The 23,617-nt window shown below is 64.4% G+C and carries 25 protein-coding genes; 13 read left to right on the forward strand and 12 right to left on the reverse strand.

Annotation, left to right across the window (positions count from 1 at the left end; all coding sequences use genetic code 11):
• Positions 1 to 142: 142 nt before the first annotated feature.
• The 4 genes from FVP60_RS07565 (at position 143) to FVP60_RS07580 (ending at position 3,408) form a co-directional block, all read left to right on the forward strand.
• Positions 143 to 1,015, forward strand: a complete 873-nt coding sequence (locus FVP60_RS07565; RefSeq protein ID WP_147825672.1) for an ADP-dependent NAD(P)H-hydrate dehydratase — start codon at positions 143 to 145, stop codon at positions 1,013 to 1,015.
• Positions 1,012 to 2,271 (forward strand): DUF2029 domain-containing protein, encoded by a 1,260-nt coding sequence (locus tag FVP60_RS07570; protein WP_147825673.1) that lies wholly within the window; start codon positions 1,012 to 1,014, stop codon positions 2,269 to 2,271. Before FVP60_RS07565 ends, FVP60_RS07570 begins: the two co-directional genes overlap by 4 nt.
• Positions 2,272 to 2,288: 17 nt before the next feature.
• Positions 2,289 to 2,597, forward strand: a complete 309-nt coding sequence (locus FVP60_RS07575) for a thiamine-binding protein (protein ID WP_147825674.1) — start codon at positions 2,289 to 2,291, stop codon at positions 2,595 to 2,597.
• Positions 2,598 to 2,661: 64 nt separating this feature from the next.
• Positions 2,662 to 3,408 (forward strand): NUDIX hydrolase, encoded by a 747-nt coding sequence (locus FVP60_RS07580; RefSeq protein WP_246132519.1) that lies wholly within the window; start codon positions 2,662 to 2,664, stop codon positions 3,406 to 3,408.
• A 14-nt stretch (positions 3,409 to 3,422) separates the two neighbouring features.
• Here the strand turns inward: FVP60_RS07580 and metX are convergent, their stop codons facing one another.
• The gene (metX, locus tag FVP60_RS07585; RefSeq protein ID WP_147825675.1) at positions 3,423 to 4,628 is read right to left on the reverse strand and encodes a homoserine O-acetyltransferase MetX; all 1,206 of its coding nucleotides are present in this window, start codon (positions 4,626 to 4,628) and stop codon (positions 3,423 to 3,425) included.
• A gap of 427 nt (positions 4,629 to 5,055) precedes the next feature.
• Positions 5,056 to 6,378 (reverse strand): bifunctional o-acetylhomoserine/o-acetylserine sulfhydrylase, encoded by a 1,323-nt coding sequence (locus tag FVP60_RS07590; RefSeq protein WP_147825676.1) that lies wholly within the window; start codon positions 6,376 to 6,378, stop codon positions 5,056 to 5,058.
• Between the two features lie 129 nt (positions 6,379 to 6,507).
• Between FVP60_RS07590 and FVP60_RS07595 the strand changes: the two genes are divergently transcribed.
• Genes FVP60_RS07595 through FVP60_RS07605 form a run of 3 tightly spaced genes read left to right on the forward strand, consistent with a single transcriptional unit; the run spans position 6,508 to position 8,570 of the window.
• Positions 6,508 to 7,281 carry an SDR family oxidoreductase gene (locus FVP60_RS07595; protein WP_147825677.1) on the forward strand — a complete coding sequence of 258 codons (774 nt, stop codon included), beginning with the start codon at positions 6,508 to 6,510 and terminating at the stop codon, positions 7,279 to 7,281.
• A 1-nt stretch (position 7,282) separates the two neighbouring features.
• Positions 7,283 to 7,984 (forward strand): uracil-DNA glycosylase, encoded by a 702-nt coding sequence (locus tag FVP60_RS07600; protein ID WP_147825678.1) that lies wholly within the window; start codon positions 7,283 to 7,285, stop codon positions 7,982 to 7,984.
• Entirely contained in the window at positions 7,974 to 8,570 is a 597-nt protein-coding gene (locus tag FVP60_RS07605) for a GNAT family N-acetyltransferase (protein ID WP_147825679.1), read from the forward strand. Before FVP60_RS07600 ends, FVP60_RS07605 begins: the two co-directional genes overlap by 11 nt.
• Positions 8,571 to 8,716: 146 nt before the next feature.
• On the opposite strand, the gene FVP60_RS07610 is transcribed toward FVP60_RS07605, so the two are convergent.
• From FVP60_RS07610 to FVP60_RS07635, 6 genes are all read right to left on the reverse strand, one after another.
• Positions 8,717 to 9,505, reverse strand: coding sequence for an ABC transporter ATP-binding protein (locus tag FVP60_RS07610; RefSeq protein ID WP_147825680.1), 789 nt, complete (start codon positions 9,503 to 9,505; stop codon positions 8,717 to 8,719).
• Positions 9,502 to 10,311, reverse strand: coding sequence for an ATP-binding cassette domain-containing protein (locus tag FVP60_RS07615; RefSeq protein WP_147825681.1), 810 nt, complete (start codon positions 10,309 to 10,311; stop codon positions 9,502 to 9,504). Before FVP60_RS07615 ends, FVP60_RS07610 begins: the two co-directional genes overlap by 4 nt.
• Entirely contained in the window at positions 10,308 to 11,195 is an 888-nt protein-coding gene (locus FVP60_RS07620; protein WP_147825682.1) for an ABC transporter permease, read from the reverse strand. The genes FVP60_RS07615 and FVP60_RS07620 overlap by 4 nt, the downstream gene beginning before the upstream one ends.
• Positions 11,192 to 12,145, reverse strand: a complete 954-nt coding sequence (locus FVP60_RS07625; protein WP_147825683.1) for an ABC transporter permease — start codon at positions 12,143 to 12,145, stop codon at positions 11,192 to 11,194. Before FVP60_RS07625 ends, FVP60_RS07620 begins: the two co-directional genes overlap by 4 nt.
• Complete coding sequence (locus FVP60_RS07630) at positions 12,142 to 13,662, reverse strand: ABC transporter substrate-binding protein (protein WP_147825684.1); 1,521 nt, start codon at positions 13,660 to 13,662, stop codon at positions 12,142 to 12,144. Before FVP60_RS07630 ends, FVP60_RS07625 begins: the two co-directional genes overlap by 4 nt.
• A gap of 84 nt (positions 13,663 to 13,746) precedes the next feature.
• Complete coding sequence (locus FVP60_RS07635) at positions 13,747 to 14,655, reverse strand: alpha/beta fold hydrolase (RefSeq protein ID WP_246132520.1); 909 nt, start codon at positions 14,653 to 14,655, stop codon at positions 13,747 to 13,749.
• Positions 14,656 to 14,864: 209 nt separating this feature from the next.
• Between FVP60_RS07635 and FVP60_RS07640 the strand changes: the two genes are divergently transcribed.
• The 3 genes from FVP60_RS07640 to FVP60_RS07650 all read left to right on the forward strand — a co-directional run bounded on the left by FVP60_RS07640 (position 14,865) and on the right by FVP60_RS07650 (position 16,542).
• Positions 14,865 to 15,329 carry a carboxymuconolactone decarboxylase family protein gene (locus FVP60_RS07640; protein WP_147825685.1) on the forward strand — a complete coding sequence of 155 codons (465 nt, stop codon included), beginning with the start codon at positions 14,865 to 14,867 and terminating at the stop codon, positions 15,327 to 15,329.
• The gene (locus FVP60_RS07645) at positions 15,326 to 16,054 is read left to right on the forward strand and encodes a tyrosine-protein phosphatase (protein ID WP_147825686.1); all 729 of its coding nucleotides are present in this window, start codon (positions 15,326 to 15,328) and stop codon (positions 16,052 to 16,054) included. The genes FVP60_RS07640 and FVP60_RS07645 overlap by 4 nt, the downstream gene beginning before the upstream one ends.
• Positions 16,055 to 16,134: 80 nt before the next feature.
• Positions 16,135 to 16,542, forward strand: coding sequence for an SIP domain-containing protein (locus FVP60_RS07650; protein ID WP_147825687.1), 408 nt, complete (start codon positions 16,135 to 16,137; stop codon positions 16,540 to 16,542).
• Here FVP60_RS07650 and FVP60_RS07655 read toward each other — a convergent pair.
• The 4 genes from FVP60_RS07655 to FVP60_RS07675 form a co-directional block, all read right to left on the reverse strand.
• Entirely contained in the window at positions 16,530 to 16,985 is a 456-nt protein-coding gene (locus FVP60_RS07655; RefSeq protein ID WP_147825688.1) for a Fe-S oxidoreductase, read from the reverse strand. The two genes, FVP60_RS07650 and FVP60_RS07655, sit on opposite strands and share 13 nt — an antisense overlap.
• Complete coding sequence (locus tag FVP60_RS07660; RefSeq protein WP_147825689.1) at positions 16,982 to 17,803, reverse strand: arginase family protein; 822 nt, start codon at positions 17,801 to 17,803, stop codon at positions 16,982 to 16,984. The genes FVP60_RS07655 and FVP60_RS07660 overlap by 4 nt, the downstream gene beginning before the upstream one ends.
• Positions 17,804 to 17,912: 109 nt before the next feature.
• Positions 17,913 to 18,644 (reverse strand): PspA/IM30 family protein, encoded by a 732-nt coding sequence (locus FVP60_RS07665; protein ID WP_147825690.1) that lies wholly within the window; start codon positions 18,642 to 18,644, stop codon positions 17,913 to 17,915.
• A 44-nt stretch (positions 18,645 to 18,688) separates the two neighbouring features.
• Positions 18,689 to 20,623 carry a TPM domain-containing protein gene (locus FVP60_RS07675; protein ID WP_187240605.1) on the reverse strand — a complete coding sequence of 645 codons (1,935 nt, stop codon included), beginning with the start codon at positions 20,621 to 20,623 and terminating at the stop codon, positions 18,689 to 18,691.
• 282 nt (positions 20,624 to 20,905) lie between these two features.
• Here FVP60_RS07675 and FVP60_RS07680 point away from each other — a divergent pair, with 282 nt between their 5' ends.
• The 3 genes from FVP60_RS07680 to FVP60_RS07690 all read left to right on the forward strand — a co-directional run bounded on the left by FVP60_RS07680 (position 20,906) and on the right by FVP60_RS07690 (position 23,444).
• Positions 20,906 to 21,748 (forward strand): DUF3097 domain-containing protein, encoded by an 843-nt coding sequence (locus tag FVP60_RS07680; protein WP_147825692.1) that lies wholly within the window; start codon positions 20,906 to 20,908, stop codon positions 21,746 to 21,748.
• Between the two features lie 179 nt (positions 21,749 to 21,927).
• Positions 21,928 to 22,590 carry a tRNA (guanosine(46)-N7)-methyltransferase TrmB gene (gene trmB, locus FVP60_RS07685; RefSeq protein WP_147826000.1) on the forward strand — a complete coding sequence of 221 codons (663 nt, stop codon included), beginning with the start codon at positions 21,928 to 21,930 and terminating at the stop codon, positions 22,588 to 22,590.
• Complete coding sequence (locus tag FVP60_RS07690; protein ID WP_147825693.1) at positions 22,590 to 23,444, forward strand: CPBP family intramembrane glutamic endopeptidase; 855 nt, start codon at positions 22,590 to 22,592, stop codon at positions 23,442 to 23,444. Before trmB ends, FVP60_RS07690 begins: the two co-directional genes overlap by 1 nt.
• Positions 23,445 to 23,617 lie beyond the last annotated feature (173 nt).

Here is a 23,617-nt window from a genome sequence, read left to right on the forward strand (position 1 = left end):
GAGCGCAGGTCGGGCCAGAGCGCAGTTTCGGGCCTGAGCAGGGACGCGGGCGAGCGGGAGTAATCTCGCTCGCCCCCGCGTCTACCTGCGGCATCACGCGCGGTAGCCGTGCCTCCGGCATCACGCGCGGTAGCGTTGTGCCATGGCTCAGACCCATGGTGACGCTCACGCCACCCCCTCCGTGCGGGTCGTGCCCTTCGGTGTGCAGAATGCGCACGCCGTGCTTCGGGCCGCAACGGCGGCCGATGACAAGTATTCGCGCGGCGTCGTCGGCCTGCGCACGGGATCGGTGACGTATCCCGGTGCGGCGGTGCTCGGCGTTGAGGGGGCATGGCGCGCTGGCGCCGGTCTCGTGCGGTACCGCGGCGATGCCAGCGCGTTGGTGCTCGCGCGACGACCGGAGACGGTCACCACGGGCGAGCGGTGCGATGCCTGGGTGATTGGCTCGGGTCAAACCATCGCGGATGCTGAGGCGGCCGGAACCACGGAGCTGTTAGCGGGGAGCGTGCCGGTGGTTGCCGACGCCGGAGCCCTGGAACTTGTTGCCGTGCCGCACGCGCCGACCGTGATGACCCCGCATGCGGGCGAATTCGCTCGCGTTGCGCGAGCGAACGAGATCGGTCTCACCGGTGACAATGCCGTGGACGTCGCGACGGTGTCGGCGGCGCTCGGCGCCGTTATCGTGCTGAAAAGGTCGCGCACGCTGGTTGCCGCACCGCACCGCGCAGATGACCAGGCCGAGGTGTGGTCGATCACGGTGGAGACGCCGTGGTTGTCGACGGCGGGCACCGGCGATGTGCTGGCCGGCATGATCGGCTCGGTGATTGCACAGCGGCGGCCTGCCGGTTTCGATGAGCTGGCGTTGTGCGCCGCGACAGCGGTGTTCTTACACTCGCGAGCCGGCGCGCTCGCCGCAACCCATGGTTCCGTCACCCCGCATCCGATTGTGGCGATGGACGTTGCCGAGATGGTTCCGCTGGCGGTTGCCGAGGTTCTGTGCGGAGGAGCGGAGTGACCCGTCGGTCTGGATGGGCGTGGGCTGCCGCGCTGTGGGCGTTGTTTATTGCCGCGCATATTCTGGTCGCGTGGCTTGGGTGGGTGGAGCCCAACGCGCCGCGCAATGACGTGACCAATGTGTACGAGCCGTGGTCGGCGTACGCGATTCGCGGTCAGGGCATCGTGGGGGTGACCGAGCCGTGGGTCTATCCGCCGCTCGCGCTGATGCCGATGATCTTGGCGCAGCTGTTTACTCCGTTGCTCGGGTATCAGTGGGCGTGGATTTTCGTCGTCTTTCTGTTTGACGCCGCGGCCTTCTATTTGCTGGTCGGCGGTGGGCGATCGCGCTCGCGGCGGGCGGCGGCGATCTTTTGGATTGTCTTTCTGGTGGCGCTTGGCCCCATCGCGCTGTATCGACTTGATGCGGTGACGGTGCCGTTTGCGGTGGCTGGTGTGCTGCTCATCCGCTCGCACCCGGTGTTGGCGTCATCGTTGTTGGCGATGGCCGCGTGGATGAAGATCTGGACGGGGGCGATCTTGGCGGCCGCCTTTGCAGCGCTGAACAGCAAGCGGCGCATCGTTGAGGGCACGCTGGTCGTGAGCGCGGTCGTTGTCGGCATTGTCGCGCTGGGCGGCGGCATCAGTTTTCTCTTCGGCTTCTTGTCCATGCAGTCCTCGCGCGGGCTTCAAGCCGAGGCGGTGTTTGCAACGCCGTTTCTGTGGAGCGCGATTGCCGGCGTCGACGGCGCCGGAATCGAGTACGACTATGACCTCATCACCTTTCAAGTCGCAGGCAACGGCGTCGCGTTTCTCGCCGACATTCTCACCCCGCTGCTGCTGATCGCGGCTGTTGCGCTCGCCGCGCTCGGGTTGATCGCACATCAGCGAGGCGTCTCGGCGCGCGAGCTCATGCCGCCGCTGGCGATGGCCGCCGTGATGGCGTTCATCGTGTTCAACAAGGTGGGCTCGCCCCAATTTCAGACTTGGCTGATCGCACCGGTCGTGCTGTGGCTGGTGTGGGATCGTCGGCGCGCGCTGCCGTATGCGGTCTCGGCCGTGATCATCGCGGCCTGCACGCACCTCATCTACCCGCTGTTTTACGACCTGTTCCTCCAGACCGACGTTGTGGTGATCACCATCATCACGATCCGAAACCTGCTGTTGGTTGTGCTGATGCTGGCCGCCACCGCCCGGGTTGCCAAGCTTGCGATTCGGCACCCGGTGCCCATCACGACGCTGGCGCAGGTATCGTCGGACGCACCCCCACACCCCTGAAACGAAAGGCTTCAGTCATGCTTCTTGCTTTCTCTGTCGCTCCCTCCGGCACCGGCCGTGCCGATGGTTCCGTTCACGACGCCGTTGCCGCCGCCGTGCGCGTGGTGCGCGAGTCTGGCCTGCCCAACCGCACCTCCAGCATGTTCACCGAAATCGAGGGGGAGTGGGACGAGGTCTTTGACGTCGTAAAGCGGGCAACGGCGGCGGTGGAACCATTCGGCTCGCGCGTCTCGCTGGTCATCAAGGCCGATATTCGCCCCGGATACTCAGGCGAAATTGACGCCAAGCTCGAGCGGCTGGAACAGGCGCTCGACGGCGCTGAATAGGTTGTGTGCGGGTCGGACCGGTGGCGGAGGTGCCGTCGGCCATCAACCTCGGTACCGTTGAGGAATGACTGACGCCGCTCCCGGAGCCGACGCGCTTCGCACGTTCATGACGCAGACCTCCGCGAGCGGTGAGGCGCCCGCCGATGTTCCGATCACGGCACGGGCGGCAACCGTGGTGGTTGCCAGGGACGGTGCAGACGGGCCCGAGATTCTCATGCTCCGACGCCCCGAACGCGGCAGCTTCGCCGGAGCGTGGGTGTTTCCGGGCGGCAAGGTCGACCCGGAAGACGCGGTCGAAGGCGGATCCGAGCTTGACGAACTGCGGGTCGCGGCGGTTCGCGAAACGCGCGAAGAGGTCGGGCTCGATGTTGCTCCGGCCGACCTCGTGCACATCTCCAAGTGGGAGCCGCCCACCTCAACGAAGGTGCGCATCCGAACCTGGTTTTTCGTGGCCCTCTCTGCGACCGGCACCTTGGTTCCGTCTGCCGACGAAGTCGCCGAGTGGGTGTGGATTCGCCCAGCCGATATGCTGCAACGCCACGCTGACGGCCTCGCGACCCTGTACCCGCCGACGTTCGTGACACTCACCGCTGTCGCGAGTTGTGGTTCCGCGCTTACGGGGTGGGAGGAACTGTTGCGAAGCAGAGAGCCGCGACAGTACGCGACCCGCATGCGCAAGCGCGGAGACCACACGGTTTTGCTGTGGCAGGGCGACTATGAGTACGACGCTGATCGGCCGGGTGAGCGCGGTGCGCGTCACCGTGTGGAGGCGGGGGCGTTGCCGTGGAGCTATCTCAACGAGGCTGAGTAGCTCGCGGATGGATGTCAGGCCGCGAGCAGTCGTCGCAGGTGGGTGCTGACGGCTTCGTGTTCGATCAGGAACCCGTCGTGGCCGAAGTCGCTGGAGATCACGACCGCCTGGTTGCCGTCGAGCGTGTGGGGGATGCCCTTGGCGATGCGGTGCTGACCGTCAACCGGGAAGAGCCGGTCGCTGTCGATGCCGAGCACGAGGGTGGTTGCCGTGACTCGGGCGAGGGCGTCTTCGACACCGCCGCGGTCTCGGCCGACATCATGTGAGTCCATCGCGCCGACGAGAATGACGTAGCTGTTGGCGTCGAAGCGGCGGGTGAATTTGTTGCCGTGAAAGTCGAGGTAACTCTCGACCGCGAATCGGCCGCCGAGTCCGAATGGCGACACCGGGGACTGCCAGGAGCGCTGGAACCGCTGGTTGAGTTCTGAGGGGCTGCGATAGTTCAGCAGTGCCATGCGTCGGGCGAGGGCGAGCCCGCGGTGTGGGCCCTCGCCATCGCCGGCGTCGTAGTATTCACCGGCGCTGAAGTGGGGGTCGATAGCGATGGCTTCGAGCTGCACGGAGTTGAGCGCGATCTGGTCGGCTGTGTTCAGCGGGGGCGACGAGAGCACCGCAAGGCGAGCGACCCGTTCGGGGGTGGTCACGGCCCATTCGAGGGCGTGCATGCCGCCCATGGAGCCACCAATGATGGCGAAGAATCGGTCAATTTCGAGGTGATCGGCAAGCAGCCGCTGCGCTGCGACCTGATCGCGAATCGTCAGGTAGGGAAAGCGTGAGGCCCACTCGTAGCCGTCAGGGGCAATGCTCGACGGGCCGGTGGAACCCTGGCAGCCGCCCAGAATGTTCGGCGCAATGACGAAGTACTTGTCGGTGTCGATGGCGGCGCCGGGGCCAACGATGTCTTCCCACCATCCGGCGGTGGGGTGCGCACGGCTGGCAGCGCCACGCACGTGCGAATCGCCCGTCAGCGCGTGCAGAATGAGGATCGCGTTGTCGCGCTCGGGGTTCAGCGTGCCCCAGGTCTCGTACGCGAGACGGAATGAGGGGAGTTGTCCACCCGATTCGGTGCGGAACGCGCCAAACGTCGCGAAGTGGCGATCACCGGCCGGATCACCGTCGCGCCACGCGCCGGTCGCCGGCGGGCGGCCCAGGAGCGAGCGAGCGTCGGCCTCCGTGACGGGAGCCGACGGCACCGTGTCTTCCGAGACCTGCCAATCCATGGTTCCATTCTGTCCGGTTTCTTGCCCCGGCAACGAACTATGACGCCCAGCGTGACGCACGAGCCACGCTCTGTTCTGCACGATGGGCGTTCTGTTGTGCACGAGATCAAGCCTGTTATGCACGAGCAAACGGCGTGATCGGCGCGACACGCCGTGTTTTTCGGCCTTGAGCGCGGTTTGCTCGTGCACAACACGGAACCCCTCGTGCATAACCGATATTCCAGGGGGGCGGGAGCGTCGGAACCAGGGGTGCGGTAGCGCCGGAACCAGGGGTGCGGTAGCGCCGGAACCAGGGGTGCAGCAGGGTCAAAACCAGGGGCGGAGCACCGGAACCAGGGGCACGGAACCACGGGTGCGGCGCGACACCGCAGGTACGGCAAAGGGGTGGGAGCGGCCGAAGCCACTCCCACCCCCATACGGCGCAGTATTAGACGCGCGTCTGCTCGATCTGTACGCGAGCGGCGGCGAGGCCGGCCTCCAGATCGGCCTTGATGTCGTCGATGTTCTCGAGACCAACCGACAGGCGCACCAGGCCGGGCGTGACACCGGCGGTCAGCTGCTGCTCGGGAGTGAGCTGCGAGTGCGTGGTCGAAGCCGGGTGAATCACGAGCGAGCGTACGTCACCGATGTTGGCGAGGTGGCTGAACAGTGTGAGGTTGTTGACGAACGCGCGGCCGGCGTCAACGCCGCCCTTGAGCTCGAACGACAGCACCGCGCCGACACCCTTGGGGGCGTACTTGTTGGCGGCGGCGTACCACGGCGACGACGGCAGGCCCGAGTAGTTGACGGCCGCGACATCGGGGTGGTTGTCGAGCCATTCCGCGATCTCCTGTGCGTTCTGCACGTGGCGCTCGATGCGCAGCGAGAGGGTCTCGATGCCCTGAATGAGCTGCCATGCGCTCGCTGGCGCGATGGCGGCACCAAGATCGCGCAGCAGCTGCACGCGGGCCTTGATGATGTAGGCCAGCCCATCGCCGACGGCGGCGGTGTAGCTGGCGCCGTTGTAGGACGGGTCCGGAACCGTGAGGCCCGGGAACTTGTCGACGTTCTCCGACCAGGCAAAGCGTCCGCCATCGACGATGGCCCCACCGATAACCGTGCCGTGGCCGCCGAGGAACTTCGTCGCCGAGTGAATCACAATGTCGGCACCGAATTCGAACGGCTTGATCAGGAACGGCGTTGCAATCGTGTTGTCGACGATCAGCGGAATGCCGTTTTCGTGGGCTACGTCAGCAACACCGCTGATGTCGAACACGTTGATCTTGGGGTTGCCGATCGTCTCACCGAAGAACAGCTTGGTGTTCGGCTGAACGGCCGCGCGCCATTCGCCGAGGTCGTCCTGGTTCTCGACGAACGTCACGCTGATGCCGAGTTTGCCGAGCGTGTACTTGAACAGGTTGTACGTTCCGCCGTAGATCGAGCTCGACGAAACGATGTGGTCGCCCTCGCCGGCGATGTTCAGAATGGCGAACGTGGCTGCGGCTTGACCCGATGCGACAAGGAGCGCTCCGGTTCCGCCTTCGAGCGCCGCGATGCGCTGCTCTGCAACATCCTGCGTCGGGTTCTGAATGCGGGTGTAGATGTTGCCAAACTCTGCCAGCGCGAACAGGTTCGCGGCGTGGTCGGTGTTGTCGAACACGTACGACGTGGTCTGGTAAATCGGGGTGGCGCGAGCCTTGGTGACAGGGTCGGGTGCGGCGCCAGCGTGGATCTGCTTGGTCTCAAAACGCCAGTTCTCGGGTGCAGACATGAGGACTCCTTGTGTTGTCGGGCGGCAACCGGAGCCGCTGAGAAGAGGCTAAAGCGCTACCCCATGCCCGCCAACTTGCGGGACATGTTACGTAACACGCTCGACGCATGCACCTTGTAGCGTGGAGGCATGACGAGGCGTGCTGTTGTAACGGGTGCAAGTTCGGGTATCGGGAGGGCGACGGTTGTGGCCCTTCGCGAGGCGGGGTGGGACGTTGTTGGCGTGGCCCGCCGCGCCGACCGTCTGGCCGACGTAGCAGCGGAGACCGGCGCCGCCGTCTTTGCCGCCGACCTCACCAAGCAGGCAGATGTTGACGCGCTGGCGCAGTACTTGGAAAGCACCGGAACCACGGATGCGCTAGTGCAGGTGGCTGGCGGCGCGGCAGGCACCGAGCGCATCGAAGACGCGCGCACCGATGACTGGGAGTGGATGTTTCAGGCGAATGTGATGGGCACGCAGCGCCTGGTCGCGGCGTTGTTGCCGCTGCTGCGTCGGGCCACGCTCACCGGCGGCCACGCCGACCTGGCGTTTGTTACCTCGACGGCCGCGCAGACCGCCTATCCGGGCGGCGCAGGCTACAACGCCGCGAAGGCGGGGGAGTCGATGCTCGTCAAGGCGTTGCGCCTTGAGCTGGCAGGCGAACCGCTGCGTGTCACTGAGATCGCGCCGGGCATGGTCTTCACCGAGGAGTTCACCCTCAACCGCAATCGCGGCAACACGGAGGCTGTCGAGGCAACCTATGACGGTGTCGTGGCACCCCTGGTGGCGAGCGACGTCGCCGGCGTGATCAACTACGCGTTGAACGCCCCCGGGCACGTCAACCTCGACCTCATCACCATGCGCCCCGTCGCGCAGGCGGCCCAGCATGTTCTGATTCGCGGCGAACTGAAGCCTCGACTGTAACGTGACGACGCTCGATCAGCTGGTGGCTGACGGAACCATCGATGCAGGCTGGGCGGAGGCGTTCGCCCCCGTCGCCGCGGATCTGGCCGCGGTGACTGCGCGCGTACAGGCAGAACGCGATGCCGGAGCGACCGTATTGCCCGCTGCCGACAACGTGCTGCGCGCGTTCCGTCGCCCCCTGAGGGACGTGCGTGTGCTCATCGTCGGTCAAGACCCCTACCCAACACCCGGTCACGCGATCGGGCTGTCGTTTGCGGTTGACCGCGACGTTCGACCGTTGCCGCGTAGCCTCAGCAATATTTACAAAGAACTGCAGGCTGACCTTGGCATTGCGCCCGCCAGCCACGGCGACCTGTCGGCATGGGCAGATCAGGGCGTCATGCTGCTGAACCGCGTGCTCACCGTTGGCGCGGGCGCCGCAGGCTCGCACCGTAAATGGGGCTGGGAACGCGTCACCGAGCACGCTATTCGCGTTCTGGCGGCGCGTGATCAACCGCTGGTCGCGGTGTTGTGGGGCAAAGACGCGGAGAACCTTCGTGGATGGCTCGGACAGACGCCGGCGGTGGTGTCCGCCCACCCCTCACCGCTGTCAGCATCGCGCGGGTTCTTTGGTTCCAGGCCTTTTTCTGCGGTCAATGAGCTGCTGCGAGAGCAGGGTAGCGAACCCATCGACTGGCGAGTGGAGGCACCCGATGAAGCCTGACGAATACCTCAAGCCACGTAAGCTGCCGCGCCATCTGCAGCCCACACCGGCGCCGGAGGAGTTCGCTTTTTCGATTCGCGATGCCGTTGCAGCCGACCTGCCTGCGGTGCGCGAAATCTACAACTACTACGTCACCAACTCCTCGGTCACCTTTGACGAGTCAACGTGGACGCTCAAGCAGTTCAAGGAGAAGTTCGCGCACCTCACCAAGCTCGGGCTGCCCTTCATCGTCGCCGTGTCACCCAGCAATCAGGTGCTCGGCTACGCGCTGCTGTCGCAGTGGCGACCCAAGTCTGCCTACCGCTTCACCACCGAGAACTCGATCTATCTCGGTCCAAGCGCCAGCGGCAAGGGCATCGGTCGAGCGCTGCTCACGGAGCTTATTGCGCGCGGCGAGGCCGCCGGAATCCGCCAAATCCTCGCGGTCATCAGCGATAAGGGTGCCGAAGCGTCGATCGCCCTGCACGAAAAGCTCGGCTTCGTCGAGGTGGGGCGGATGGGTCGCGTGGGCTTCAAGTTTGATCGCTGGCTCGGAACCATCATCCTGCAAAAAGAGCTCCCCAAGCCCCGCAAGCACCCCCGTTAAGCCCGCCCCCCGGCGCGCAGCGCCCCCGCGCGGCCGCCCGGCGCGCAGCGCCCCCGCGCGGCCCCGCGAAACACACTTTGGTCGGCGAAACACAGCGCACCGCCATGTTTCTCGCCGACCAGAATGTGTTTCGCTGGAGATGCGCGCTACGGGGCGGTGTTGATGGTGGGGATCGCAGCAAGGAGGCGCTTCGTGTAGGCCTCACGCGGGTGCTGCAGCACCTCCGAGACCGCGCCTCGTTCGACGATGGCGCCGTCTTTCATCACGACAACCGAATCGCACAGCGCCTGCACCACGCCAATATCGTGCGAGACGAACAGCATCGTCATGTTGTCGCGCGCCAACAGGTTCCGCAGCACGTCGAGAATCTGTGCGCGCACCGTCACATCCAGCGCCGACAACGGCTCGTCGCCGACCAGAATTGACGGCTTGTGGGCGAGCGCGCGGGCGATCGCGATGCGTTGGCGCTGGCCGCCGGAGAATTCGTGCGGAAAGCGCGAGGCCATATCGGGCTCGAGGTCAACGTCTTGCAGAACCTCGGCAACCCGGGCACGGTGATCGCCCTCAATGCCCAGCGCCCACAGCGGCTCGGCGATCGCGCGTCCGATGGACATGCGCGGGTCCAGCGAAGCGTAGGGGTCTTGAAAGACGATTCCGGTCTCGCGCCGTAGCCAGTGCAGACTGCGTGCCGACTTGCGGGCGTCAACGCTGCGCCCACCAATCTCAATGGTTCCGCTGGTCGGGGTATCCAGCGCGAGCAGCAGCCGAACCAGCGTCGATTTGCCCGATCCCGATTCGCCGATAATGCCGACCGCCTCGCCGTCGTCGGCAAAGAAGTCAACGCCGTCCAGCGCCGTGGTGTAGGTGCGCTTCTCAAACGGAGTCTCTTTGGCGCGGGCGTAGCGACGAACCAGATCCTTGGCGACGATCGTCATGCGTCAGCTCCCGTCGATTCTGGGGTTTCCGGCGCCCGCCACAGGGTTGCCTGCGCATCGCGCAGCAGTCCCTGCGTAATCGGTGACTTCGGTGCGGTGAGCAGCGTGGTGAGTGGCCCCTGCTCGATCACGCGGCCGTGCTCCAGCACAACAGCGTGGGTTGCCACCTGGCTCAGCACGGCGAGGTCGTGGGTGATGAACACCAGCGACATGCCGTCGTCGGTGACGAGGGAGCGCAGCAGCGTCAAAATGTCGGCCTGAATGGTCACGTCGAGCGCCGTTGTCGGCTCGTCGGCGATGAGTAGCTTGGGGCGGCACGCCAGCGCCATGGCGATGGCGGCGCGTTGCCGCTGACCGCCAGAAACCTGATGCGGATATCGCTTCACGATGCGCTCCGGGTCGGGGAGCTTCACGCGCGCGGCCTCGGCAATCGCGCGAGTTTTCGCCTCGGCGCGGGTCACGTTTTCATGAATGCGGATCGATTCGGCGATCTGACGCCCGAGCGTTCGAATCGGGTTCAGCGCCGTCTGCGGTTCTTGAAACACGATGCCGATTTCGTCACCGCGCAACTCGGCGAGCTTGCGGTCGGGCATGCCGATCAGTTCCACGCCGTTCCACGTGATGCTGCCGGAGACAGTGGAACCATCGGGCAGCAGTCCGAGAATGGCGAGCGCCGTGAGCGACTTGCCGGAGCCGGATTCACCGATCAGGCCGACGCGGGCACCGTCGGGAACGGAAAAACTGATGTCTTCGATGACGGTTTTACCGTCGATCGCGACGTGCAGATTGGAGACGACCAGGCTCATGCGGTCACCGTCGGCATCGGGGCGGGCATGGACTTGACCATGCGGCGGCTGAGCGTGGGGTCGGTCGTCTCACGCAGCTTGTCTCCGAGCAGGTTGAGGGCGAGCACCGTGAGCGAGATCGCAAGGCCCGGCCAGATCACGGCGAGCGGGTGCACATTGATGAACGCTTGCGTTTCGGAGAGCAGGCGCCCCCACGACGGGTCGTTGGCCGATGCGCCGAAGCCGATGTAGCTCAGGCCCGCTTCGGCGAGCACGGCAACACCCATCGACCACGACAATTGCACAATGTAGACCGGCGCAATGTTGGGGAGCACATGCCGCCACACATTCTGTGCCGTGGTGAGGCCGGCTGCCTTGCCCGCGAGCACGAAGTCACTGGAAAGCACGCGGCGTAGCTCGGGCCGCGTCACGCGGGCCATGTTGACCCCGAATCCGATGCCCACCGCGAACACCACGACCCACAGCGACTGTCCGGCAATGGAGGCGAGCATGGCTGCGATGATGAGCACCGGAAAGGCCAGCAGCACATCGATCAGCGTTGCCATCGCTTCGCGCACAAGGCGGGTGGTGAGGGTCGCAAGGCACGCGAGCGCGATGCCGATGATGGTGGAAATGACGGCGGCGCCGACGGCGACCACCACGGTGGTGCGCGCACCGAGCATGATGTGCGTCAGCATGTCTCGGCCACCGTTGTCTGTTCCCAGCAGATGGGGCCAGCCCGGCCCGAGCCAGCGATCGTCGACGTTGGCTTGTTCGGGTGAGAACGGGGTCCAGAACAACGAAACGATGGCCGTCAGCACGACGACGGCGATCACAATGATGCCGAATTTGCCGGTCGCTGAGTGCCAGAGCGGGCGGAACCAGCCGGCGCGTTTGGTGCTCACTCTGCGGCCTCCCGAAGTCGTGGGTCCAAAATGCGGTGAATGATGTCGACGGCAAACCCGATCAACAGCACCACCGCGGTCAGCACCAGCAGCTCGCCCTGCACGAGCGGCAAATCGCGCGCGCCGACGTCGTCGATGAGCATGCGCCCGATGCCGGGCAGATTGAAGAGCTTTTCGATCACGACCGCACCGACCACGATGCCGGCAACCTGAAGACCCAGCACCGTAATGATCGACAGGCCAACGCTGGGAAGGCCGTGACGCAACAGTGCCTGCGTGCGCGTCAGACCCTTCGCGGCCGCCGTGCGCACGAAGTCTCGGCCCACCGCGTCGAGGGTGGCGCTGCGCACGAATCGCATCAGCACGGCACCCTCCACAATGCCGATGGTGACGGCTGGGAGCACGAGCGCCATGAACGCTTCGCCCGGCTCCTCCCATCCGTCACGCGGAAATCCCTGGGCGCGGAACCAGCCGAGCCAGAGCGAGAAGATCAGGATGAGCACCATGCCCGCCCAAATCACCGGCACAGCGGCGATACCCTGCGCACCAACGTTCAGCGCGGTTCCGCTGACCTTGTTGCGACGAATTGCCGACAGGATGCCGAGCGGCACGGCAATGATGAGGGCAACGGCCATCGCCATTAGCCCCAGCGGAATCGTGACCTCCGCCTTTTCTGCCAGCTCGTCAACCACGCGCGTGTTGGTGATGATCGAGGTGCCCATATCGCCCGTGACGACGCCGCCGATCCAGCTGAAATACTGCACCGGCAATGGTTCATTGAGACCGAGCTGTTCGCGCAGCTGCGCGACCTGCTCGGGTGTTCCCTGCGTTCCAGCGATCACCTGAGCGACATCGCCGGGCAGTACCCGCAACGCCAGGAAGATCAGCAGGGACGCCACGATCAGTCCTCCGATGAGGAGGACTGATCGCGTCAGGATGTATCGGATCACTCGATGATCGCGACGTCAGCCAGGTTGATGCGGGAGTTGACGGAGTTGACGGGGAAGCCGGAGACCTTCGGAAGGTGAGCCGTCAGCGTGGTTCCGGTGTACAGCCAGTCGGCGGCGTGGTCTTCAGAAACCAGGCGCGCAGCCTCGGCGAGCAGCTTGTCTGATTCGTCAGCGTCAGTGGTGGCAAGCGCGTCGGCGTAGAGCTCCTGCACCTTTGCGTTGTCGTAGCCGAAGTAGTACTCCGGGTTTGCCCAGTTGCTGAAGTCGCGCGGCTCGACGTGCAGCACGAAGCTCAGGTCGTAGTCGTGGTTGGTGTACACATCGTTCAGCCACGTCGGAAACTCGACGTTCTCGATCTTCAGGGTGACGCCGACGGCGTTGAAGTCAGAGACCAGTTGCTTCGTGACCGTGGTGCCGTAGAACGACGGAATCGTGAGGGTCAGTTCGAGATCCTTCACACCGGCTTCTTCGAGCAGCTTCTTCGCACCCTCGGGGTCGTAAGAAACCACATCGGAGAGGTCTTCGTACCCGGGGTCAAGCTCCGGGATCGGACCGAACTCTTCAACACCCGAGCCGACGGCCGTGATGACAGCCTCGTGGTTGATCGCCATGCGCAGCGCCTCGCGCACCTTGATGTTGTCCAGCGGCGCCTTCTTGTTGTTGAACGCGAGCGTCGCCTTGTCGGTGGTCTTGCCCTCAGTGATGATGAAGTCGGTGCCCTCGAAGTTGACGGCGAGGTTTGCGTCAACGGCGGTAAGGACGTCGAGATCGCCCGTGGTTGCGGCATTCACGCCGGCCGTGAAGTCAGGAATGTAGACGAAGGTAACCTCGGCAAGTGATGCGGCGTCGCCCCAGTATGCGTCGTTGCGCGTGAACTTGATGCTGTCTTTGCGCTTCCACGAGTCGAAGATGAACGGACCGGTACCGTTGGCGGCCGTCTTCAGGTCGGTCGTGTCGCCAGCCGAGAACACGAGGCCAGCGGGCGTCGTCAGCGTAAACAAGAAGTTGATGTCGGGTTCGGTCAGCGTAATGACGACGGTTGCGGCATCGGGGGCGGTGACGCTTGCCACGTTGGCGAAGTCGCGGTTGCCGATGACGGTCGGGTCGGTTTGCACCGCGGTGTACGACGCGACAACGTCGGCCGAGGTCAGCGGCTGGCCGCCGTGAAAGACGACACCCTCCTGCAGCGTAAAGGTGTAGGTCAGGCCGTCGGGGGAGACCGTGTAGTCGGTGGCGAGAGCCGGAACAATTTCGTTGCTCTCGTCGCGGGTCACGAGACCCTGGTAAATGTTGTCGACGAGAATCTGCTCGAGCGCGGCACCAGAGGTGTGGCGGATGTCGAGGTTGTCGGGTTCGAGCACCAGACCAACAACAAGTTCGCCGTCGGCAACGGGCGAGCCCGTGGCTGCGGCACTGGTGGTTGAGGGGGAGGGCTCGTTGTTCGATGACGGTGCGCAGGCGCTGAGCGCGATTGCGACAGCGGCGAGGCCGGCGACCACTGCGGTGCGACGGAACATGTCAGTCCTTTCCGGACATAAGGGTATGTGTATGACGGGGCTGGGGCGAGGGTTTGACACGCATCAACGTGACCCCGCGCGGGTTTATTCGGTTTCGGAGCTGGCCGTGATGATGGCGGCCAGCGCAACAGGCTGGGTCTCTTGCACGTTGTGCCCAGCGTCAACCGTGATGACGGTTGCCTCCGGCACTCGGTGCGTGAAGGTGGCGAGGGCGGGCTCATCGATGTAGCCGCGGCTACCACGCACCAGCGTGACCGGCGCGCCGATCGACTCGACGTTCTGCCACGCGCGCTCGTTCTGCACGAGTGTTCCTTCTGCCGCGCCTTCGGGCAGAATCGCGAGGGCAAGCTGCGCGAAGTGATGCTTCCACTCCACGCGGCCATCCTCACGCACGCGGGTGTTAAACAGCACGCCGCGCGCGGTTCCTGCTCGGTCGCTGCCCATGCCGAAACTCATGGCGTAGTCAACGACCTCATCGCGGGTGGCGAAGTCTTGCCGTGAATAGAAGGCGCGAAGCTCTGCCGGGCCGATCTTGGGGTCAAGCGCTGGCACGATGTCGACGAACACGACGCGCTCGACGAGGTCAGGGCGACGCGAGGCAATGGCGGCCGCGGTGAGGCCACCCAATGAGTGGCCGACCAGGATCTGTGGGCGCGACGTGAGTGCTTCAATCGCGAGGATCACATCATCGGCGAGGTTATCGGGGGTGTAACTGGCATCGGCGCGCCACGAGCTATCGCCGTGACCGGGAAGGTCAATGGCGAGAGCAGGAAGCCCCATCGCGATGACCGTGGAATCCCACGTGTGCGCGTTGAGACCGGCGCCATGCAGCAATGTGACGACAGGCTCGTCGTCGGTGTACTTCAGAGCGCTGATGGTGCGGCCACCGTGGGCCGCAACCGAGACTCGCGTCACAGACGCAGGAGCCTCAACACCGAGCGCGTGCGCTTGGCCAGCGAGAAACGAAAACTCATTCACTGCATCGATCGTCACAGTGTGCCTTTCGGGGCGGTAATAGGATCGATTGAATTATCGACCCGATTTCGATGCCTGCGGAAATCGGAGATCAATATGCACAGAAACAAAGGCATGCGCCTTAGCAAAACTGAGAAGATTTTCTGATTTGGCTTGTCATATTGAAATTCGCGGTGATGGAACCATCAAATCAGCCACGCTGGGCGGGAGCGTCGTAGAGTTGGTTTATGGCAGAGACTCGTGTGCACCTCTCAAAGACTGAACCGTCCGCGTACCAGGCGCTCGCCGCGTTCTCGAACACGGTCACGCAGATTTGTGCAGACAATGGCATCGAGGAACGCGTCAAAGAATTGCTGATGCTTCACACCTCGCAGATCAACGGTTGCGCGTTCTGTGTGCGCATTCACGTTGAGAAGGCGCTGGAAGCCGGAATTACCGCAGACGAGATCGGACAGGTCGCCGTGTGGCGAGAGTCCGGGGTCTTCTCGGAGCGTGAGTGTGCCGCTCTCGAACTGGCGGAGGCATACGCCTACATTCACGAGGGCGGCGTGCCAGACGACGTATACAACCTGGTTGGTTCCGTTTTTACCGAGAAGGAGTACGCTGCGCTGTCGTGGGCTGCGGTGTCGATTAACGCCTTCAACCGAGTCGCCATCGCTGGCCGCTACCCCGTACTGCCCAAGACATCATGACAGAATCACTCGTTCGCGGCACCATTAACTTTCGTGACATTGGCGGGCTTCCGGCTGCGGAGCACGAGACCCGCTACGGCGTGCTGTTTCGCTCTGGCAACCTCGCCACGGTCACGCACGAGGGTGAGGCCGACCTCGCATCATTGCGGTTGAAGCGCATCCTTGACCTTCGTGATGACGAAGAGGTGCACCACCAGCCCAGCCGCCCGGGAGACGTGCCCATTCAGCGCGTTCCGCTCTTTGTTGGTTCCGTCGCCTCCTTCTTCAGTGAGAATCTTGGCCTGGCAGATATGTATCGCACGTTGGTGGACGACTCGGCCGATCGCGTGCTCGAGGTTGTTCGTGGGGTGCTGGCAGATCAGCCGGTGCTCGTGCACTGCACGGTCGGTAAAGATCGAACCGGTGTCACGGTGGCGCTGACCCTGGCCGCGGCGGGCGTCGACGAGCGTGCCATCGTGGCCGACTACGCCCGCACCGAGGCGCTGCTGCCCGCCGAACGGAACCGCGCCGTGATTGACCTGGTGCGCAGGGTGCATCCCGAGGCGAAGAACATTGAAGAGCTCGCAACGCAGTCGCCCGCCGGGGTCATGCAGGGTCTGCTGGCCGACCTCACGCGACGATTTGGCTCGCCGACCGACTACCTGCGAGCGAATGGTCTGAGCGACGACGAAATTGCGGGCCTGAGCGAGGTTCTGATCAATCGCGGGTCTCGAATCACGCTCTGAACCGCGGCGCAGGCGGTTGCGGTTGGCAATTTCGCCGAGTGAGGTAAGGCATACCTATCTTTGGGTATACTGATACTGCTATGACGAACCAAATCCGCCGCGTTTCTCGCCGTGCAGCCGCTCGAGCGGCGCGCGTTCAGGTTTTGGTCACCGCCGACGAGCGGTCATTGCTCGAGCTCGAGATGCTCGCCGCGACGTTGCCCATGTGCGCAACCGGGCGCGTGTTCATCGAGGTGGCTGACGCCTCGCAAATCACGCACATCGATCTGCCGCCGCGCATGACCGTCACGTGGCTTGATCGCTCGGTTCGTGGTGCCGCCAGCGGCGAGCTCGCCGGCCGTGCCGCGCTGGCATGGGCGGGCGAAATGCTCTGCACCGCAGACAACACCAACCGTATTTACCTGCTGAACGAAGCCTCAGCCGAGCACGTGCGCCGTCATCTCGAGGTTGGCCTCAGCGTCGGCGCCGACCGCATTCACTCGCGGTGATGCCGCGGCAAATAGTTGCCGTCTTCTAGCCCCGCTTCGATCTCAAATCGATTGGTGAGCGCGTTTCTGCCTGCCAAGGTGTACAGCAGCGGCATCAAGAAGCCGTAGCGCTGCCATTGCCGCATGTGTACCCGCTCGTGCTTGAGTACAGCGGCCGACGGAACCGCGGGGCCGGTGAGAAAGCACCGACCGACACAGACACCGCCGCGGGGGAAAGCCCACGCTGGCAGCCCACGGAAGATCCACAACCCCTCGTCTTGGGTGATGGTTCCGCGACTCCAGACAAAGCCCCACGTCATGCCGACGGCGGTGCCCCACCAATAGCCCAGGCGGCTGATCGGTGAGTCAAGCAGAAATGGCGGAATGAGGCGGTCGATGCGACGCCCCTTGATGACCGCCTGTTCGGCATCGTGTGCGAGGGTCGTTGGCTCGTGAATTGTCATGCCGAGGCCAGCGCTCCGATGATGCGCAAAATGGTTCCGAGGTCTTCGACGGCGGCCGCGGGTGATGACGGCGCGAATCCCGCAAGCGATGCCCCGGCGAGGTCAAAAGCCTCACGCAGCGCCGAGATGGTGGCGGTGAGCTCGGCGGGATCCATACCGAACGGCATAGGGTTTTGCACGCCGGTGACGAAGGCCGGATCAAGCACATCAAGGTCGATGTGGATGTACACCCTGGTGGCACCGCTGGCGCGCACCGCGTCGACAAGGGCCGCAGGATTGCGCAACGCGTCGACCGAAAACAGGGCCACTGCCGACTGCTCGACAAAGGCGGCCTCATCGTCGTCGAGCGCGCGGGTGCCTGCGACGAAAAGTCGTTGCGGTACGAGCGGCTGTGCCGTCAAGGCCAGCTCCGGCGGAACCTCGCCGAGCAGAGCCCTTGCTGCCATGCCGGCAAAAGCGCCCGACGGCGACGATGCGGGGGAGTTGAGGTCGGCATGAGCATCGAACCAGATCACCGCGAGATCGGGGTGCGCGACATGATCGATGCCGGCGACGGCAATACTGCAGTCGCCGCCGATGAGGATGCATCGATCGGTTTCTGACACCAACGCGTCGGCGATATCGCGACGAACTTTCTGTAGCGAACTCGCTCGCAGCACGCCGCTGTCGAGCGACTCACCAGCTTCAATCGGCACGCCAACATGCACGACCGCGGAGCGCGGCAGGTCGCCGGCGATAGCTTCAGCGCCATCGGCCAACGCCATGGCGCGAGGCGAGGGGGATCCCTGCCACTGCGGAACAATCACAAAGCGGGTCATGTTCTCATCTTCTCACCGCTGGCGGGGGTGTGGCAGGGGAACGGGGACCTTTGTGAAACGCGACGGGGGCGCCGGCCACTGCCGACGCCCCCGTCTGAATCAATCGAGATTACTCGGTGATGGCGCTCTGTCCGCCCTGCTTAAGCGCGGCAAGACGTGCCTCAACCTCGGTCAGCTCGCCCATGTCTTCGAGCTCGTTGAACTGCATGTCAAGGGACGAAGCGGCAATTTCTTGCTTGCCCTGAGCGATGGCCTCCTGACGACGCACCTTCTCCTCGAAGCGACCGAGGTCGCTCGTCGGGTCGAGTACGTCGATCGACTTGACGGCGTCGTGCACGCGCGACTGCGCTTCGGCAGTCTTCGCGCGAGCCAGCAGCTCCGAGCGCTTGCTCTTGAGCTGCTCGAGCTTGACCTTCATGCCGTTGAGGCCGTCCTTGAGCTTGTCAACGACCTCAGTCTGCGAGGCAATCGTCGGCTCGGCCTGCTTGGCCTCGCCCTCGGCGCTGATCTGGCGCTGCAGCGCGATCTTGGCAAGGTTGTCGAACTTGTCAGCGTCGGTGGTGTGACCAATGCCGCGCAGTTCGTCTGCCTTGCGGCTTGCGGCCAGGGCCTTGTTACCCCATTCGCCTGCGGCCTTCACGTCTTCTGCGTGGTCGCGCTCAAGCAGGCGCAGGTTGCCGATCGTCTCGGCGATGGCCGACTCCGCGTCGGCGATGCTGTTGGTGTAGTCGCGCACGAGCTGGTCGAGCATCTTCTGCGGGTCCTCGGCAGAGTCGAGGAGCGCGTTGATGTTCGCTCGAACAAGCGTTGAGATACGACCGAAAATGGACTGCTTAGCCATCGGTTTTCCTTCCTGGAGTGGTTCTGAAGTTTGGAGTTGAAGTCTTAGAAACGGCCGCCGCCGCGTCGGGATCGGGTGCCGCCGCCGCCGAAGCTACCGGAGCGGAACCCGCCGCTGCGTCCGCCGCTGAAGCCGCCTCCGAAGCCGCCTCCGCCGCCGCCGCGACTGCCGCCACCGAACACCTGGTTGAGCACGATACCGCCCAAAACGGCGCTGAGCACGTCGTTGTTGCCGCCGCCCCCACCGTAGGTCGGCTGGTTGAACATGCCGACGTCTTGCTGGGCAGCGTTCATGGCGTCGTTTGCGAGCTGCATCGAACGTTGCGCGTCGCTGAGTGCGCGTTCCGGGTCAGCGGACTGCAGGCTACGTGCCCGGTTGAGGGATGCCTCGGCCTCCGCCACACGGGTGCGGGCGGTGGCGCCGATCGCACCGCGGCGCGTGGCGATGAAATCTGCCGCCGCCGATACCTGCGCCTGAGCGCTCATGATTGCGTCCGACAGTTGGCGGCGAGCGCGCTCCGCGCGTGCCTGCGCATCGCGGACATCTTTAACGACGCTGTCGATGGCGTTGTTGGCTGTTTCTAGCAGTTCAACTGCTTGCACGGGGTTCGCTTGCGCTTGCGCGAGCGCCGACTGCGCGGCCGAGATTTGAGCGGATGTCGAAGCAACGACCTGCGCGATGCGTCCGTCGGTGTCGGGGAGAGCCTGAGCGGTGATGATGTCGCCCTGCAGCTCCGCAATGAGCGCGGTGCTACGCTGCGCTGCATCCTCGAGGTTGGCTGCCATCGTCTGGATGGCGCCGTGCAGCTGACCGGCCTGCGTCGCGGCATCCTCCGCCGCCCGAATGGCGACAGCGGCGGCGGCGGTATTGCCCTCGGCAATGGCCGCCGTTGCATGAGCGATTTGCTCGTTCGCAAACTGCAGACGCAATTGTGCTTCGGAGACGTTTTGATCAATGGCATCGAGGGCGGTCGCCGCATACGCCCGCTCCAGCTGCTGCCAGGTCGCGATCGCTGCGTCGTGCTCGCCGCGACGCTTGTCGCGTTCCGCCGTCACAGCCTGCAACGCGGCGGGAGCGTTCTGTTCGAGGCCACGAAGCTCGTCAAAGGCAGCGGCCTTTTCATCGAGCCAGCCGTTCGCTTCGTTCAGCATCTGAATAATCTGTTGGTTCCACGCGATTTTCTGCTCATCGCTATCGGGAACATCGTCATCCAGCTGCTGCTTGATCGCAAACGACTCATCGAGGCGCTGCTTAGCCGCGGCGACCACCTTTTCGTATTCGGCGGTGGCCTCGTCACCAAACTGGGCGCGGGCAAAACCGAGCTCGTCGGTGCTGGTCTTGACGGCATCATCCGTTTGCACGAGAGCGGAACCAGCGGCGCGTTCCAGCTCGGCAAGCGATGGTGCGCCGCCCGCGAGAGACTGCTGTTTCTTCTTGCGTCGCTGCAGGAAGTAGAAGATGAGGGCGATGACGGCCACGCCGAGAACGGCGTAGAGCAGCCAGGAGTAGTCGGCGGGTGCGGCCGACTCCGTGGGCGTGCCCGGCTCGGCAGGCACTTCACCCGAGATGGAGGCGGTCATGTCGTCGGCCGTAGCGACGGGGGCGCCCGCCCAGTCGTCGACGCGAAGCGCGTCGATGGCCGCGTTCTCTGCGGAGACAATTTGGTCTTCGCTGAGGGGACCGGTCGAGTCGCCCGAGAGGTACATGGTGCGACCGTCAACGGCAATCGCCAGCAGGTATTGGGTCGGACCCATGCCGCTGTTGCTCGCCACCTCGTTCGTCCACGCCTCCGGGTCAGACGGATTGGTGAATTCGTCGACGTAGAGCACGAATAGTTCGGCGTTCGTTTCGGTGCGTAGCTCTTCGAGACGATCGTTGATCTGCTGCTCTTCGGCGTTCGTGAGCGCATCGGCGTCATCGTGTACGTACCCAGAACCGGTCAGGCCGCCAGGATCAACGGCGTGAGCGGCCGTTGCCACGCCCACACCTGCACACGTCAACACCGCCGTGAGCACGAGGGCGAATATCCCCTTCCCCCTCGTAACCGGCGATTGCTGCAAACGCATCACTGTCACGATCCATACTCTAGGGGGCGCGCCCCCAGGAAAACAGCCACTTCGCGTACGTCACTTCGACAATCCAGCCAATTCTCTGGTTCCGGAACCAGATGTGCGCGGCACGTCGTGACGCCTGCGTTCAAAATCAGACGCGCCGCCGTAGGGTTTGCTGATGGAGTTTTGCCATGGAGAAGGAGTGTTGCCATGGATGATCGGTACGGATCGGACGTGCTCGCCGCTGGGTGGCGGCAACAGGGGCGGCCGAAGATTTCGCGCGTCCCGGCCGAGATTGACCTCGTGGTCGAAGTCGCCGATGACGGTTACTGCGGCGCCGTCACCAAGACCACGGCCCGCGAAGTCGAACTAGAAGACCGCCTCGGCAGGCGTCGGCTGTTTGCGCTCGGGCACGGGTTTTTGGTTGACGGCAAGCCCGTTGAGCTCGTAGCGCCCGCAGCCGCGGCGACTCGTCAACCGACCAGGCGTACTGCCTCTGGCTCGTTTGTCGCTCAAGATCAGCGGGCGCGCACCGCGCTGCCGAGCCGCATTCTCGTTGAGGGTCGCCACGACGCGGAACTCGTGGAGAAGGTGTGGGGCGCCGACCTGCGGGCCGAGGGCGTTGTCGTCGAGTACCTGCAGGGCATTGATCTGCTGGAGGACGTGTTGCGTGACACCCCACCCAACGCGACGACGCGATACGGCATTCTCGTTGACCACCTGGTTCCGGGTTCCAAAGAAACGCGCATTGTCGAGCAGTTCATGCGCGGGCCGCACGGCAAGTATCTGAAGTTTGTCGGCCACCCGTACATCGATGTGTGGCAGACCGTGACGCCGAAGGCGATGGGTATCGCCGCCTGGCCGCAGATTCCGCGTGGCATCGAATTCAAAGTGGGGATTTGCCAGGCGTTCGGGTGGCCGCATGCTGACCAGGCCGACATTGCGGCGGCGTGGCAGCGCATCTTGAGCCGCGTCACGACGTTTCGTGACCTCGAACCCTCGTTGCTTGGCCGTGTCGAAGAGCTCATCGACTACGTGACGGCGCCGCAGTAGCCTCGCTCGGGTGCGGCGCTTCGGTGGTGTGTCGTTGTGCTTCTGTGGTGAGGCCTCGCGCGTCGGCGGTGTGTGAGTTCGCGCGTTGCCCGGCGCTCTCGTAGCCTGGTGTGGTGTCTGATGCTCCCGAACGCCGCTTTCGTGATGAACCCGTCTCTTTTGTGCGCCGATCTGGCCGCATGTCAGACGGCCAGGAGGCGGCCTGGGAGACGCTGAGCGACACCTACATGTTTCCGGTCGAGCGCGATGCCGCGGCGACGAGCGTTCACCCGGATCAGCGTCTGAACCCGGCCGAGTTTTTCGGTCGCGAGGCGGAGTTGGTTGTGGAGATCGGATCGGGCCAGGGGCACGCGATCATCCACGCCGCCACCCAAGCACCGGAGCGCAATTTTCTCGCCGTCGAGGTGTTCCGTGCCGGCCTCGCGCGCACCATGCTCGATGCCAACACGGCGGGCCTCTCCAACGTTCGCGTGATTGAGGCGAATGCCCCCGAGGTGCTGGAGCACCTGCTGCCAGAAGGCTCGGTGTCTGAGATTTGGGTGTTCTTCTCCGACCCGTGGCACAAGAAGCGCCACGCCAAGCGTCGTCTGGTGCGCCCCGGTTTTGGCTCGCTGGTTGCCCGCGCGCTGAAAGACGGCGGAACGCTGCGCCTGGCGACAGACTGGCAGGATTACGCCGATCAGATGGTCGAGGTGCTTGACGCCGAGCCCGACTTCGAGCGTGGGTTTGAGGGGGAGTGGGCCGAGCGTTTTGACGGCCGCATCCTCACCGCGTTTGAAAAGAAGGGCTTGCGGGTCGGCCGTGACATTCGCGATCTGACATACGTTCGCAAGGCCCGCTAATGTCTGGGCGGAGCGGGGCGAGCACCCTCTCTGCCCTGATTCCCGCCGCCGTGGTTCCGGCCGCCTTCGTGTGCGCCGCGGCGCCAGCTTTCTTCGTGGCTCGGCAGCCTGTCGTGGCCTGGGCGTTGCTGTTCGTGGGGCTGGTGTTGTCTGGGGTGCCTCCCTTTGCTGGCGGCGGAACCAGGGGAGTGCGGGCGCCGAGCCTCACGCGTGATCTGTCGCTGATCGCGATCGGCATGGGCATCGTCAGCCTGATTGATCTGAAAGCGGAGCTCGACAACCTCTCCATGGCGCGATTCACGGCGGCGCTGGGTGGTGCGGTGGTGGTTCCGTATCTGATCTCGCGGTTTGCGTACCGCGACCGAGCGATTCGATTTCCGTGGCGCGGCGGCGGGCGCTGGGGAGCGTTGCACTGGGGGTGGCTTGCGGCGGTCTTGGTGCTCGGATGGCTTTTGTTGCCGTTCTATTTCGTGACCTCCGGCGTGTACGCCAACTGGCCGGTCGTTGATACCCCCGACCTCATCGCGCGGTTATTTGTTGGGGTTGGCGCCGTGGGAATTTGGGACGAGCTGTTCTTCATCTGCACGTGCTTCGCTCTGCTTCGACGCCACATGCCAGACGCGACAGCCAATGTGCTGCAGGCGGTCGTGTTCGTGTCATTTCTGTGGGAGCTTGGTTACCAGGCGTGGGGGCCGGTCCTGACCATCCCCTTCGCGCTGGTGCAAGGTTTCATCTTCATGCGCACCCGCTCGCTCACCTACGTCGTCGTGGTGCACCTGTTATTCGATGCCGTGGTGTTTCTCGTGCTGGTCTCCGCCCACAGCCCCGGAGCCGTGCCGATCTTCTTGGTGTGAGGCGTATGCCGGCGCGTTCTGCGGGCGTTGCTGCGTGGTTCCGGTGTCTTCGCGCCTGCGCTGCGTGGTTCCGGTGCCCTTGCGTCGACTGCGTCTTGGTTCCGGTGCCCTCCAGTTGCCAAATGTCGGAGCCGGTGCCGAAACACACGCCACCGGGGCCGGTTGGGCGGCGT

It is taken from the genome of Microbacterium mitrae, from assembly GCF_008017445.1.
Lineage (GTDB): Bacteria > Actinomycetota > Actinomycetes > Actinomycetales > Microbacteriaceae > Microbacterium > Microbacterium mitrae.